The sequence below is a fragment of the Streptomyces sp. NPDC030840 genome (assembly GCF_055572015.1).
On sequence record NZ_JBVIEE010000002.1, the window covers coordinates 325,293 to 339,679 of the forward strand.

The 14,387-nt window shown below is 70.7% G+C and carries 11 protein-coding genes; 8 read left to right on the top strand and 3 right to left on the bottom strand.

Annotated elements, in window-relative coordinates; translation table 11 throughout:
* Positions 1–38: 38 nt before the first annotated feature.
* The 3 genes from ACZ49J_RS05405 to ACZ49J_RS05415 are packed head-to-tail and all read right to left on the bottom strand — an operon-like array spanning position 39 to position 3,602.
* Positions 39–1,055: an ABC transporter permease gene (locus tag ACZ49J_RS05405; protein WP_467448526.1), complete on the bottom strand. Its 1,017-nt coding sequence runs from the start codon at positions 1,053–1,055 to the stop codon at positions 39–41.
* Complete coding sequence (locus ACZ49J_RS05410) at positions 1,048–2,088, bottom strand: ABC transporter permease (RefSeq protein WP_467448525.1); 1,041 nt, start codon at positions 2,086–2,088, stop codon at positions 1,048–1,050. The genes ACZ49J_RS05405 and ACZ49J_RS05410 overlap by 8 nt, the downstream gene beginning before the upstream one ends.
* Positions 2,085–3,602 (bottom strand): sugar ABC transporter ATP-binding protein, encoded by a 1,518-nt coding sequence (locus ACZ49J_RS05415; protein WP_467448523.1) that lies wholly within the window; start codon positions 3,600–3,602, stop codon positions 2,085–2,087. Before ACZ49J_RS05415 ends, ACZ49J_RS05410 begins: the two co-directional genes overlap by 4 nt.
* A 284-nt stretch (positions 3,603–3,886) precedes the next feature.
* On the opposite strand from ACZ49J_RS05415, the gene rhaI reads away from it, so the two are divergent.
* The 8 genes from rhaI to ACZ49J_RS05455 all read left to right on the top strand — a co-directional run bounded on the left by rhaI (position 3,887) and on the right by ACZ49J_RS05455 (position 14,335).
* A complete protein-coding gene (gene rhaI / locus ACZ49J_RS05420; RefSeq protein ID WP_467448521.1) occupies positions 3,887–5,047 on the top strand; it encodes an L-rhamnose isomerase in 1,161 nt (386 codons plus the stop codon).
* Between the two features lie 188 nt (positions 5,048–5,235).
* The gene (locus ACZ49J_RS05425; protein WP_467448518.1) at positions 5,236–7,275 is read left to right on the top strand and encodes a bifunctional aldolase/short-chain dehydrogenase; all 2,040 of its coding nucleotides are present in this window, start codon (positions 5,236–5,238) and stop codon (positions 7,273–7,275) included.
* Between the two features lie 26 nt (positions 7,276–7,301).
* Entirely contained in the window at positions 7,302–8,753 is a 1,452-nt protein-coding gene (locus tag ACZ49J_RS05430) for a rhamnulokinase (RefSeq protein ID WP_467448849.1), read from the top strand.
* A 155-nt stretch (positions 8,754–8,908) separates the two neighbouring features.
* Positions 8,909–9,664, top strand: coding sequence for a (Fe-S)-binding protein (locus tag ACZ49J_RS05435; RefSeq protein ID WP_467448517.1), 756 nt, complete (start codon positions 8,909–8,911; stop codon positions 9,662–9,664).
* On the top strand, positions 9,661–11,139 hold the full coding sequence (locus tag ACZ49J_RS05440) for a LutB/LldF family L-lactate oxidation iron-sulfur protein (RefSeq protein WP_467448515.1): 1,479 nt from the start codon (positions 9,661–9,663) through the stop codon (positions 11,137–11,139). The genes ACZ49J_RS05435 and ACZ49J_RS05440 overlap by 4 nt, the downstream gene beginning before the upstream one ends.
* Positions 11,136–11,828: a LutC/YkgG family protein gene (locus tag ACZ49J_RS05445; protein ID WP_467448514.1), complete on the top strand. Its 693-nt coding sequence runs from the start codon at positions 11,136–11,138 to the stop codon at positions 11,826–11,828. Before ACZ49J_RS05440 ends, ACZ49J_RS05445 begins: the two co-directional genes overlap by 4 nt.
* 142 nt (positions 11,829–11,970) lie before the next feature.
* Positions 11,971–13,671, top strand: coding sequence for an MFS transporter (locus tag ACZ49J_RS05450; RefSeq protein ID WP_467448513.1), 1,701 nt, complete (start codon positions 11,971–11,973; stop codon positions 13,669–13,671).
* Positions 13,672–13,849: 178 nt separating this feature from the next.
* Positions 13,850–14,335 (top strand): MarR family winged helix-turn-helix transcriptional regulator, encoded by a 486-nt coding sequence (locus ACZ49J_RS05455; protein ID WP_467448512.1) that lies wholly within the window; start codon positions 13,850–13,852, stop codon positions 14,333–14,335.
* Positions 14,336–14,387 lie beyond the last annotated feature (52 nt).

The following is a 14,387-nucleotide window of genomic DNA, read 5'->3' on the forward strand; positions in this document are numbered from 1 at the left end:
TGCGCGGGGGGAGGTACGGCGTGGGGGTGGTACGGCGGTCAGGGGGCCTGCGTGGGCGGTGCCTTGGACACCGGCACCGAGGTGGCTCGTCGGCCGGCCCGTGCCACCGCGATCTGGCGTGCGACCCGCGGGCCGAGCACGGAGAGGACGAGCAGCACACCGGTGACGACGATCTGCGACTGGGCGGAGACGTCCTGAAGGCTCATCACGTTCTGCAGCGCGCCGAGGAGGAAGACTCCCGCGATGGCGCCGCCGAGCGTGCCCTTGCCTCCGTCGAAGTCGATGCCGCCGAGCAACACCGCGGCGACGACGGACAGTTCGAGCCCGGTGGCGTTGTCGTAGCGGGCGCTGGCGTAGTGCAGCGCCCAGAAGATCCCGGTGAGGGAGGCCATCAGGCCGGTCACCGTGAACAGGATGAGCTTCTGCCGCTTGACCCGGATGCCCGCGAACCGCGCGGCCTCCTCGCTCGCGCCGATCGCGAACAGCGACCGCCCGAACGGAGTGGCGTGCAGCGTGACCACGGCGATCGCGAGCAGCACCAGGAAGGGCAGGAAGGCGTACGGGACGAAGGTGTCCCCGAGGCGTCCGGCCGCGAAGTCCAGGTACTGGCTGGGGAAGTCGGTCACCGCGTCGGAGCCGAGCACGATCTGTGCGATGCCCCGGTAGGCGGCGAGGGTGCCGATGGTGACGGCGAGGGAGGGCAGCCCGAGCCGTGTGACGAGCAGGCCGTTGACCAGGCCGCACACCACGCCGAGCAGCAGGCAGATCGGGATGATCGTCTCGATGGTCATGCCCTGGTTCCACAGGGCGCCCATCACCGCGCCGGACAGGCCGGCGGTGGAGGCGACCGAGAGGTCGATCTCGCCGGCGACGACCAGCAGGGTCATCGGCAGGGCGATCAGCGCGATCGGCAGGGTGTTGCCGATGAGGAACGACAGGTTGAGGGCGTTGCCGAAGCCGTCGACGGTGCCGAAGGACAGCAGCAGGACCACGATGAGGAGGGCGCCGACGACCGTGTCCCAGCGGACGGCGCGCGCGAGCGACGAGTCAGCCATGGCGGGCGTTCCTCTTCTTCAGGGCGGACGCCACGCGCAGGGCGACGATCCGGTCGACGGCGATGGCGAGGATGAGCAGGATGCCGTTGATGGCGAGCACCCAGACCGAGCTGACGCCGAGAGCGGGCAGCACGCTGTTGATGGAGGTCAGCAGCAGGGCGCCGAGCGCGGCGCCGTAGACGCTGCCGGAGCCGCCGGTGAAGACGACGCCGCCGACCACCACGGCGCTGACGACGGTGAGTTCGTAGCCGTTGCCGGTACCGGAGTCGACGTTGCCGAACCGGGCCAGGTACATGGCGCCGGCGAGCCCGGCGAGGGCGCCGCAGAAGGTGTACGCGGCGAGGATCCGCTTGCGGACGGGGATGCCGGCGAGGCGTGCGGCCTCCGGGTTCGACCCGAGCGCGTAGAGCTCGCGTCCGCTGCCGAAGTGCTTGAGGTAGTAGGCGGTCGCCACGAGCACCACGAGCGCGATCAGCGCCAGCCACGGCACCGCGGAGATGCCGCCGGATCCGAAGTCCACGAAGCCGTCCGGCAGGTCGGCCGCCGTGATCTGGCGGGAGCCGACCCAGATGGAGTCGATGCCCCGGATGATGTACAGCGTGCCGAGGGTGACGACGAGCGCGGGTACCTGGCCGAGGCTGACGAGGAGTCCGTTGAGCAGGCCGAAGCCGATGCCCATCAGGACCGCCAGAAGGACGGCGACGAGCGAGTTGCCGCCGCCCTGGAGGTAGGTGCCGGCGGCGAAGGCGCTGATGCCGAGCGTGGAGCCGACCGACAGGTCGACGTTGCGGGTGATGACGACCAGCGACTGGCCGGTGGCCACGAGGACCAGGATGGTGGCGTTCAGCAGCAGGTCCTTGATGCCCTGCTCGGTGAGGAACTGGCTGTTGCCCAGCTGGGTGATGACGATCATCACCAGGAAGACGACCAGGATGGCGAGTTCACGCATCTTGAAGACGCGGTCCACGAGCCGGGTGCCGCTGGACTTGGGCACCTCGGCGACAGGGGTCTGGTTCGGGGCGATCACCGTCATGCGGCGGCCCTCCCCGTGGCTGCGGCCATCACGGATTCCTCGGTGGCTTCGGAGCGGGGGATCTCGGCGGTGAGGCGGCCCTCGTGCATCACGAGCACGCGGTCGGCCATCCCGAGGATCTCGGGCAGGTCGGAGGAGATCATCAGGACGGCCACCCCGTCGGCGGCCAACTCGCTGAGCAGCCGGTGCACTTCGGCCTTCGTGCCGACGTCGATGCCGCGGGTGGGCTCGTCGACGATCAGCACCTTGGGGCCGGTGGCGAGCCACTTGGCGAGGACGACCTTCTGCTGGTTGCCGCCGGACAGTGTGGAGACGGCGTCGGCGATCCGCGCGTACTTGACCTGGAGCTTGACGGCCCAGTCGAGGGAGCGGCTGCGTTCGGCGCCGCGGTCCATCAGGCCGGCCTTCACGGTCGTCCGCAGGCCGGTGAGGCCGATGTTGCGTTCGATGGACATGTCCATCACCAGGCCCTGGGCGCGGCGGTCCTCGGGGACGAGGGCGAGCCCGGCGGCCATGGCGGTGGAGGGTGCTCCGTTCGTCAGCGCCTTCCCGTCGACCTCGACCTCGCCCGCGTCCCAGGGGTCGACGCCGAAGACGGCCCGGGCGACCTCCGTGCGCCCGGCCCCGACGAGTCCGGCGAGGCCCACGATCTCGCCGCACCGCACGTCGAAGGAGACGTCGGTGAAGACGCCCTCCCGGGTCAGCCGGCGCACGCTGAGCGCCACCTCGCCCGCCTCGACCTCCTGCTTCGGGTAGAGCTCGTCGAGGTCGCGGCCGACCATACGGCGCACGAGGTCGTCCTCGGTCATGCCGTCGACCGGCTCGCTGGAGATCCAGGCGCCGTCCCGCAGGGTCGTGACCCGCTGGCAGATCTGGAAGATCTCCTCCAGGCGGTGCGAGATGAACAGCACCGCGGCGCCCTGCTCGCGCAGGGTGCGGACGACTCCGAAGAGACGGGCGACCTCGCTGCCGGTGAGGGCGGCGGTCGGCTCGTCCATGATGAGGACACGGGCGTCGAAGGAGAGTGCCTTGGCGATCTCGACGATCTGCTGGTCCGCGATGGACAGGCCCCGCGCCGGCCGGTCGGGGTCGAGTTCGACGCCGAGGCGCTGCATCAGCGCGAGGGTGGCGGCATGCGTGGCCTTGTGGTCGATGCGGCCGAGGGAACGCCTGGGCCGGCGGCCCATGAAGATGTTCTCGGCGATCGACAGGTCGGGGAAGAGCGTGGGCTCCTGGTAGATCACGGCGATGCCGGCGTCACGGGCGTCGGCCGGGCCGTGGAAGACGGTGGGCTCGCCGTCCAGCAGCACCTGGCCGGCGTCCGGACGGTGCACCCCGGCGAGCGTCTTGATGAGGGTCGACTTGCCCGCGCCGTTCTCACCGGCGAGGGCGTGCACCTCTCCTGGAAACAGCTCCAGGGACACGTCCCGCAGGGCGCGCACCGCTCCGAAGGACTTCGAGATGTCCCTGAGCGCCAGCACCGGGGCCGGACCCGTGTCGGACGGGTGGGTCATGGGGGCTCCTCGACGACACCCGTGGGTCGGGCCTCACGGCGTCGTGAAAGGTTTCAACTGGGTTGCCGGGACGTTAGGCACGACTCGCAGGTCGCGTCAATGGGTCCGGATCGAAATTTTTTCGATAGCCAGAGGTAACGTCCAGGTCACGGCGGGCGGACTGCGCCGCAGGGGTTGACAGTCATCCTGGCGCCTCCTAGCTTCACCTTCTGAATCGTTTCAGGCGGACGTCCTTCCAGGCGACCGTCGCCCGTTGTCCGGACCGATGTCACAGGAGCCCCGAAGTGACCGAGCTCGCCGCGGTGAAGGCCGCGCTCAAGACCCAGGCCGTCGAGACACCGTCGTGGGCGTACGGGAACTCGGGGACCCGCTTCAAGGTGTTCGCGCAGGCGGGTGTCCCCCGCACTCCGCAGGAGAAGCTGGACGACGCCGCCCAGGTGCACGCCTTCACCGGTGTCGCGCCCACCGTGGCGCTGCACATCCCGTGGGACAAGGTCGACGACTACGCCGCGCTCGCCAAGCACGCCGAGGACCGGGGCGTGATGCTGGGCGCGATCAACTCCAACACCTTCCAGGACGACGACTACAAGCTGGGGAGCATCTGCCACCCCGACGCCGCGGTGCGGCGCAAGGCTGTTGATCATCTGCTCGAATGCGTCGACATCATGGACGCCACGGGTTCGAAGGATCTGAAGCTGTGGTTCGCCGACGGGACGAACTATCCCGGTCAGGACGATGTGCGAGGCCGCCAGGACCGGCTCGCCGAGGGGCTCGCCGAGGTCTACGAGCGGCTCGGTGAGGGGCAGCGGATGCTCCTGGAGTACAAGTTCTTCGAGCCCGCCTTCTACACGACGGACGTCCCGGACTGGGGCACCGCCTACGCCCACTGCCTGAAGCTCGGCCCGAAGGCGCAGGTCGTCGTCGACACCGGTCACCACGCGCCGGGCACGAACATCGAGTTCATCGTGGCGACGCTGCTGCGGGAGGGGAAGCTCGGCGGGTTCGACTTCAACTCCCGGTTCTACGCGGACGACGACCTCATGGTGGGGGCCGCCGACCCCTTCCAGCTGTTCCGGATCATGTACGAGGTGGTGCGCGGGGGCGGGTTCACGCCCGAGGTCGCGTTCATGCTCGACCAGTGCCACAACATCGAGGCGAAGATTCCGGCGATCATCCGGTCGGTGATGAACGTGCAGGAGGCTACCGCCAAGGCTCTGCTGGTGGACCGGGAGGCGTTGGGTGCGGCTCAGAGGTCCGGTGATGTGCTCGCAGCCAATGCGGTGCTCATGGATGCGTACAACACGGATGTGCGGCCGTTGCTTCGTGAGGTGCGGGAGGAGATGGGGTTGGACCCCGACCCGCTTGCGGCGTACGCCTCGTCCGGGTGGGCGACGAGGATCGTTGAGGAGCGAGTCGGTGGGGAGCAGGCGGGTTGGGGGGCGTGATCGCTCCGCTTGGTGAAGCCGATGGGACTCGTCTGCCACGCCAGGTCAGACGCCGTCTGCGGGCCGGATTGTGGTTGGTCGCGCCCACGCGGCGGACATGTCACAGCCCCGCGCCCCTTTCGGGGCTCCCCACGCCCCTCCGGGGCTTCGTAACACGTACCCACTCTTCCTGAAGGACTGATCATCACATGGCACCCCACCCCGAAGCCGCCGCCCTCCTTGCCCGGTCCCACCGGCTGGGCGCCGATCCCCGCAACACCAACTACGCCGGCGGCAACGCGTCCGCGAAGGGCAGCGAGACCGATCCCGTGACCGGGGGTGATGTCGAGCTGATGTGGGTCAAGGGGTCCGGTGGTGACCTCGGGACACTCACCGAGGCCGGGCTCGCCGTGCTGCGCCTCGACCGGCTGCGGGCGCTCACCGAGGTGTATCCCGGTGTGGAGCGCGAGGACGAGATGGTGGCCGCGTTCGACTACTGCCTGCACGGCAAGGGCGGCGCTGCCCCCTCCATCGACACCGCCATGCACGGGCTCGTGGACGCGGCCCACGTGGACCACCTGCACCCCGACTCCGGAATCGCGCTCGCCTGCGCCGCCGACGGGGAGAAGCTGACCGCCGAGTGCTTCGGGGACAGCGTGGTGTGGGTGCCGTGGCGGCGGCCCGGGTTCCAGCTAGGTCTGGACATCGCCGCGGTGAAGGCCGACAACCCGCGGGCCATCGGGTGCGTCCTCGGCGGGCACGGGATCACGGCGTGGGGCGACACCGCCGAGGAGTGCGAGCGGAACTCGCTGCACATCATCCGGACCGCTGAGGCCTTCCTCGCCGAGCGGGGCAGGCCGGAGCCCTTCGGGCCCGTCATCGACGGATACGAGGCGCTGCCCGAGGCCGAGCGCCGGGAGCGGGCCGCCGCGCTCGCGCCGTACGTCCGGGCGATCGCCTCGCAGGACAGGCCGCAGGTGGGCCACTTCAACGACTCGGACGTGGTGCTGGACTTCGTGGCCCGCGCCGAGCACCCGCGGCTCGCGGCGCTGGGGACGTCCTGCCCCGACCACTTCCTGCGCACCAAGGTGCGGCCGCTGGTGCTGGACCTGCCGCCGACCGCCCCGCTCGACGAGGCGATCGCCCGGCTGGGCGAGCTGCACACCGAGTACCGCGAGGAGTACGCCGCCTACTACAAGAGGCACGCACTGCCCGACTCCCCCGCGATGCGCGGCGCCGATCCGGCGATCGTGCTGATCCCCGGCGTGGGCATGTTCTCGTACGGCAAGGACAAGCAGACCGCGCGGGTGGCCGGTGAGTTCTACGTCAACGCGATCAACGTGATGCGCGGGGCCGAGGCCGTGTCGACGTACGCGCCGATCGAGGAGTCGGAGAAGTTCCGCATCGAGTACTGGGCCCTTGAGGAGGCCAAGCTCCAGCGGATGCCGAAGCCCAAGCCGCTCGCGACCCGGGTGGCGCTGGTGACGGGTGCCGGGAGCGGGATCGGGAAGGCGATCGCGCACCGGCTCGTGGCCGAGGGGGCGTGTGTCGTCGTCGCCGACCTGAACGGTGAGAACGCCGCCGCAGTCGCCGAGGAGCTGGGCGGCCCCGACAAGGCTGTCTCCGTCACCGTCGACGTCACGGACGAGGAGCAGATCGTGTCCGCCTTCAAGGCGGCCGTGCTCGCCTTCGGTGGCGTGGACCTCGTCGTCAACAACGCCGGCGTCTCCATCTCCAAGCCGCTGCTGGAGACCACGACGAAGGACTGGGACCTCCAGCACGACATCATGGCCCGCGGTTCCTTCCTCGTCTCGCGTGAGGCGGCCCGGGTGATGGTGCGGCAGAAGCTCGGGGGCGACATCGTCTACATCGCCTCGAAGAACGCCGTCTTCGCCGGTCCCAACAACATCGCCTACTCCGCCACCAAGGCCGACCAGGCCCACCAGGTCCGGCTGCTGGCCGCCGAGCTCGGCGAGCACGGCATCCGCGTCAACGGGGTCAACCCCGACGGGGTCGTGCGCGGCTCGGGGATCTTCGCCGGTGGCTGGGGCGCCCAGCGCGCCGCGGTGTACGGGGTGGAGGAGGAGAAGCTGGGCGAGTTCTACGCCCAGCGGACCATCCTCAAGCGGGAGGTGCTGCCGGAGCACGTCGCGAACGCCGTGTTCGCGCTGACGGGCGGGGACCTGACGCACACCACGGGGCTGCATGTCCCGGTCGACGCCGGCGTGGCCGCCGCGTTCCTGCGGTGAGTGGGGACATGGGTACGGACACGGCTGTGAAGGCCTTCGCCGCGGTCGACCTCGGCGCGTCCAGCGGGCGCGTCATGGTCGGCCGGGTGGGGGCCGGCTCCCTGGACCTCACCGAGGCCCACCGCTTCCCGAACCGCCCGGTACGGGTGCCGGAGGGGCTGCGGTGGGACATCCTCTCGCTGTACGGGGGTGTGCTGGACGGGCTGCGGGCCGCCGGTGCCCACTGCGGCGGACGACTCGACTCCGTCGGCATCGACAGCTGGGCCGTGGACTACGGCCTGCTCGACGCCGACGGCGCCCTGCTCGGCAACCCGGTCCACTACCGGGACTCACGCACCGAGGGCGTCGCGGAGAAGGTGTGGGCCACGCTGCCCGCCCCCGAGCTGTACGCCGCGACCGGACTGCAGTACGCGCCCTTCAACACCCTGTACCAGCTCGTGGCAGCCCGCTCCTCGGACCAACTGGCCCACGCCAAGCGCCTGTTGCTCATTCCGGACCTGCTCACGTACTGGCTCACGGGCGAGCCCGGCACCGAGCTCACCAACGCCTCGACGACCCAGCTGATCGACCCGCGCACCGGTGACTGGGCGTACGACGTGGCGGCCCGTCTCGGCATCGACCTGGAGCTGTTCGCGCCGTTGCGGCGGCCCGGCGATCCGGCGGGGCCGCTGCGGCAGCGGGTGCTGGAGGAGACCGGGCTGACCGGTCCGGTGCCGGTGACGACGGTCGGCTCGCACGACACGGCGTCCGCGGTGGCCGCCGTCCCGGCGACCGGTGAGCGCTTCGCGTACATCTGCACCGGCACGTGGTCCCTCGCGGGCCTGGAGCTGGACGCGCCGGTCCTCACGGAGGCGAGCCGGGCGGCCAACTTCACCAACGAGCTCGGCCTGGACGGCACGGTCCGCTACCTGCGGAACATCATGGGCCTGTGGCTGCTCCAGGAGTGCGTGCGGGAGTGGGGCGAGACGGATCTCGGCGAGCTGCTGCGGGCGGCGGGCGAGGTACCGGCGCTGCGGTCGGTCGTGGACGCGGGGGACGCGGCGTTCCTGGCGCCCGGCCGGATGCCGGGGCGCGTCGCCGAGGCATGCCGCGAGTCGGGGCAGCCCGTTCCCCAGACCCCGGCCGAGATCACCCGCTGCATCCTCGACTCGCTCGCCCTCGCCCACCGCCGGGCGGTCGCCGAGGCCCAGGAGCTCGCCGGCCACCCGGTCGACGTGGTCCACGTGGTCGGCGGCGGCACCCGCAACGCGCTGCTCTGCCAGCTCACCGCCGACGCCTGCGGGCTCCCGGTGGTGGCGGGCCCGGCGGAGGCGGCCGCGCTCGGCAACGTCCTCGTCCAGGCCCGGGCCCAGGGGCTGGTCGGCGACCGTGCGGCGATGCGGCGCCTGCTGGCCGCCACGCAGCCGCTGGAGCGGTACGAGCCGCGGGGCGACACGGCGGCGTGGCGTGCGGCGGAGGCCCGGCTCACCGGCCGGTGAGCGACCACCCGTGACCGGGGCCCCGCCCGCCGAGGTCCGAATCCGGTGGCGGGGCCCCTTCCACTCCCCCGCACCCCGCGGGGCGGGCCCCCTCCCGGTCGGCGCGCCCACGTCGTAACCTGCACTCATCCGATGATCGACCCCAAGGAGCCGCGATGCGTGTCGCTCTGTTCCTGACCTGTGTCAACGACACGCTCTATCCGGACACCGGCCGGGCCGTGGTGAAACTGCTGACCAGGCTGGGCGTCGAAGTCGACTTCCCGATGGGCCAGACATGCTGCGGGCAGGCGCACTACAACACGGGCTATCGGCACGAGGCGGAGCCGCTGGCGCGGCAGTTCTCCGATGTCTTCGGCGACTACGAGGCGATCGTGACACCGTCCGGGTCATGCGGGGCGATGGTACGGGAGCTGTACCCGCGCATGGGTGAGCGGGCGCGCGCGGAGGGCCGCGGGGACACGCTCGCGCGCACGCTGGCGCCGGTCGTGCCGAAGACGTACGAGCTCACCGAGTTCCTGGTGGACGTGCTGGGCGTGACGGACGTGGGCGCGTACTACCCGCACACGGTGACGTACCACCCGACGTGTCACGGGCTGCGCGGTCTGGGCCTGGGTGACCGTCCGCACCGGCTCCTGAAGGCGGTCAAGGGCCTCGAACTGCGCGAGCTGCCCGGCGCCGACGAGTGCTGTGGCTTCGGCGGCACCTTCGCGGTGAAGAACTCCGATGTCTCGGCGGCCATGGGGACGGACAAGGTGCGCAACGCCGAGTCCACCGGCGCCGAGGTGCTGTGCGCGGCCGACAACTCCTGCCTGATGCACATCGGCGGCACGATGGCCCGGCTGCGGACCGGGATGCGTCCGGTCCACATCGCCGAGATCCTGGCGAGTACGGAAGAGGAGCCCCTGGGATGAGCGGGACGTTCGTCGGGATGCCGGCGTTCCCGAAGGCGGCCCACGAGGCCGTGAACAACACGACCCTCCGCGCCAACCTCCGCCACGCCACCCACACCATCCGCGCCAAGCGCGCCAAGGCGGTGACCGAGGTCTCCGACTGGGCGGCGCTGCGCGAGGCGGGCAAGCGGATCAAGGACCACACGCTCCGTCACCTCGACCGCTACCTGGTGCAGTTGGAGGAGTCGGTCACGCGGGCGGGCGGTACGGTCCACTGGGCGGCCGACGCCGACGAGGCCAACCGGATCGTGGCGGACCTGGTGAAGGCGACCGGCGAGAGCGAGGTCGTCAAGGTCAAGTCGATGGCCACGCAGGAGATCGGCCTGAACGAAGCCCTCGAAGCGGAGGGCATCCACGCCTACGAGACCGATCTGGCCGAGCTCATCGTGCAGTTGGGCAAGGACCGGCCCTCCCACATCCTCGTCCCGGCGATCCACCGCAACCGCGGCGAGATCCGCGACATCTTCACCCGCGAGATGAGCGAGTGGGGCCGCCCGGCGCCGGAGGGCCTCAGCGACACGCCCGCCGAACTCGCCGAGGCGGCCCGCCTCCACCTGCGCGAGAAGTTCCTGCGCGCGAAGGTGGGCATCTCGGGCGCGAACTTCATGGTCGCGGAGACGGGCACGCTGGTCGTCGTCGAGTCCGAGGGCAACGGCCGCATGTGCCTGACCCTCCCCGAGACCCTGATCTCGGTCGTCGGCATCGAGAAGGTCCTGCCCACGTGGCAGGACCTGGAGGTGTTCCTCCAGACCCTCCCCCGCTCCTCGACGGCCGAGCGCATGAACCCGTACACGTCGATGTGGACGGGAACCACCGACGGCGACGGCCCACGTGCCTTCCACCTGGTCCTGCTGGACAACGGCCGCACCGACACCCTCGCCGACGAGGTCGGGCGCCAGGCCCTGCGGTGCATCCGCTGCTCGGCGTGTCTGAACGTCTGCCCGGTGTACGAGAGGGCGGGCGGCCACGCGTACGGCTCGGTCTACCCCGGTCCGATCGGCGCCATCCTCAGCCCTCAACTCCGGGGCACGGGGAGCGAGATCGACGCGTCACTCCCCTACGCGTCCTCACTGTGCGGCGCCTGCTACGAGGTGTGCCCGGTCGCCATCGACATCCCCGAGGTGCTGGTGCACCTGCGGGAACGGGTCGCGCAGGGCGGCCAGGTCACCCAGCGGGGCAACAAGGTGGTACTCAAGCCCGCGAAGGGGCACGCGGCCGAGCGCGCGGCGATGCGTGCGGCCCGGTGGGCGTTCAGCCACCCGGGTGCCCTGCGCACCGGTCAGCGGCTGGCGTCCCGCACCCGCCGCTTCCACCCCCGCGCGTTGCCGGGGCCGGGCAGGGCGTGGAGCGGGAGCCGTGACCTGCCCGCCGTGCCCGCGGAACCGTTCCGCGACTGGTGGCAGCGTACGCGCGGCGGAAAGGAGAGCGGCAAGTGAGCAGCAGGGAAGCGATCCTGGGCCGCGTACGGCGCGCGCTCGCGGACGTACGACCGGACCAGCGACAGGACGTACGACAGGACGACACGCCGTACGACCAGGCGATTCAGCGCGACTATCTCCGTGAGCACGGCGACCGGAGCGTCGAGGAGACGGTGGACCTCCTGGCCGAGAACCTGGCGGACTACCGGGCGATCGTGCACCGCTGTTCGGACGGGGAGCTGGCGGACGTGCTCATGCGGTTGCTGGCCGAGCGGGGGGCGACGAGCGTGCTGGTCCCGCCGCAGCTGCCGCCGTACTGGCTCAAGGCGGTGGACGCGATGCGTGTCCACGACCGCCCGGAGAGCACCCCGCACGAACTGGACCGGGTGGACAGCGTGGTGACGGGCTGCGCGGTCGCGATCGCCGAGACCGGCACCATCGTCCTGGACGGCTCCCCCGACCAGGGCCGCCGCCGCATCACCCTCGTCCCCGACCATCACATCTGCGTCGTACGCGTCCCCGGGCAGGTCGTCTCCTCGGTACCCCAGGGCCTCGAACGCCTCGATCCGGCCCGCCCGTTGACCTGGATCTCCGGTCCTTCGGCGACCAGTGACATCGAGCTGGACCGGGTCGAGGGGGTGCACGGGCCGCGCACCCTGGAGGTGGTGCTGGTGAGCGGCCGTCCCAGGGACGAGGTCATGCCGTAGGGGCACCAGACGGGCGCTTTCCGGCCCGATGTCGGCCGAAAACCCCTGGGTGCGTTGACAGTGACTCGGAGCATCCATAGCTTCTCGAATCATCGGAAACACAAATGATCGAAGCTATTGATCATCGAGACTCGGGGGAAAGATGTCCGAACGATCTGCGCAGGCGCCGCCACAGGCCGTCGGGCCCGGCACCGGGGCAGGTGGAGACGGTCGAGGGTGGACACTGGCCGTCGTATGCGTGGCCACGTTCATGCTGCTGCTCGACCTGACCGTGGTGAACGTCGCCCTGCCGGACATCCGGGAGGCCTTCGACGCGAGTTTCACCTCCCTTCAGTGGGTGCTCGACGCGTACGCCCTCGGACTCGCCGCGGTCCTGCTGACCGCCGGCTCGCTGGCTGACCGGCTGGGCCGCAAACGCGTGTTCAACTTCGGCTTCGTCGTCTTCCTGCTGGCCTCGCTCGCCTGCGGACTCGCGAACGACGCCGTCACGCTGTCCGCCGCCCGCGGCGTCCAGGGCCTCGGCGGCGCCGTCCTGTTCGCCATCGGGCCCGCGCTGATCGGGCAGGAGTACCGGGGCAAGGACCGCGGCTGGGCCTTCGGCGTCTTCGGCGGTGTCGTGGGCCTGTCCATCGCCTTCGGGCCGCTGATCGGTGGCGCGCTCACCGATGGGCTCAGCTGGCGGTGGATCTTCCTGGTCAACGTCCCGGTCGGCCTGATCGCTCTGGCCGTCAGCCTGCTCCGGATGCGCGAGTCCCGCGAGGAGTCCGCACCTCCCGTCGACTGGTGGGGCCTGGTTCTCTTCTCCAGCGCTCTGACCCTGCTCGTCCTGGGACTGCTTCGCGGCGAGGCCGACGGGTGGGGCAGCGCGCCGATCGTCGCCATGTTCGTCGCCTCGGCGGTCCTCCTCGCGGTTTTCGGAGCCGTCGAGAGGCGACTCGGCGAACAGGCCATGCTCCAGTTGTCGCTGTTCAGGAACGTGACGTTCAACGGGGTGTCGGCGGTCACGCTGCTGTGCTCCGCGGCCACCATGTCGGCGATCTTCCTCCTGGTCTCCTACGTACAGAACGTGCTGGCGTTCTCCCCCTGGGACACCGGGCTGCGGTTCCTCCCGCTGACCCTGACCCTGTTCGTCGCCGCGGCGGTGGCCGGCTCGCTGACGACCCGTGTGCCGCAGCGACTGCTGATGGGGACCTCGCTCGCGCTCATCGCGACCGGGCTGGTTCTCGTCGCGCTCACCGGCCCGGAGACCTCCTGGACCGCGTTGCTGCCGAGCATGTTCGGCATCGGCCTGGGCATGGGACTGTTCAACCCGCCGCGCGCCTCCCTGTCCATCGCCGTCGTGGAACCGTCCAAGGCGGGCATGGCCTCGGGCATCAGCGAGACGTTCCAGCAGGTGGGTGTCGCCATCGGTATCGCCGGCTTCGGTGCCGCCTTCCAGAGCCGCGTGGCGGACCTGTTCGCCGAGTCCGAGGCGGGGCGGCAGTTGGGCCCCGCCGCACACGAGTTCGGTGAGGCGGTCGCGGCGGGCGGCGGTGCCGAAGCCGCCGGCCGCGCACCCCGTGAACTGGCCCCGGCCCTCGAGGAGGCGGCACGCACCTCCTTCGTGAACGGACTGACCGACGTCATGCTCATCTGCGCCGTCGTCGCGGCGGTCGGCGCGGTGGTGGGATTCGCCTTCATCCGCACCCGGGACCTCCACGAGAGTGCCCGCATGGAAACACCCGCCGACGCAAGCCACCCCTCCGGCACCGCGGAGGTCGAGGAAGGCCTCACGGACACCCGGAACACCGGAGCGCCCGCCTCGTCCGCGGACGGTCAGGTGTCGACCACCGCGTCGCTCTGAGGCCGGAGCCGCTCACACTGTCCTGGCTGCCCTGGCTGCCCTGACGGCGAGACCGCCCTTGGAGGCCGCAGTCAGGGCAGCTACCCTCGAAACTCCGATGATCGGCTCAAGGGACGCTCGGCATCGCCAAGGGTGGGGATGCCGGGTCCCTCACCCAACGGCAACAGGAGCGGCCCGAATGACACAGGCGATGCCCACCCCGGCGGAGCCCGCCGGGCTCGACTTCCCCCTCATCCGCAGGACCGGCTACCTGCTGCACAAAGCGGGCCTGCTCCTGATGGAGGACGCGGAGCAGGCGCTCATGGCGCAGGGCATGCGCATGCGCTACTTCTATGTCCTCGCGGCCCTGGAGAGCGGGCTCAGCCTGTCCCAGCAGGATCTGAGCCGGCTGCTCAACCTGGATCCGACGACCATGGTGGCGCTGATCGACGAGATGGAGGGCGCGGGCCACGTGGAGCGTCGCCGCAACCCGTCGGACCGAAGGCGGTACATCCTGCGCCTCACCGACAGCGGCCGCGAGGCCCTTGAGCGCGCCGGGCGCGCCGTCGACCAGGTGGAGCGGGACTTCCTCTCGGCCGTGCCCGAGGCCGACCGGGACCGGCTGCGGACACTGCTCGGCGACCTGCTCGCCGACCGCTGGCCGCGCGTGATCGCCTGCGAATAACCCCTTCCAGCCGTGTACGCGGATTTCGAAATTCCAGTAAAAACGGAAATCC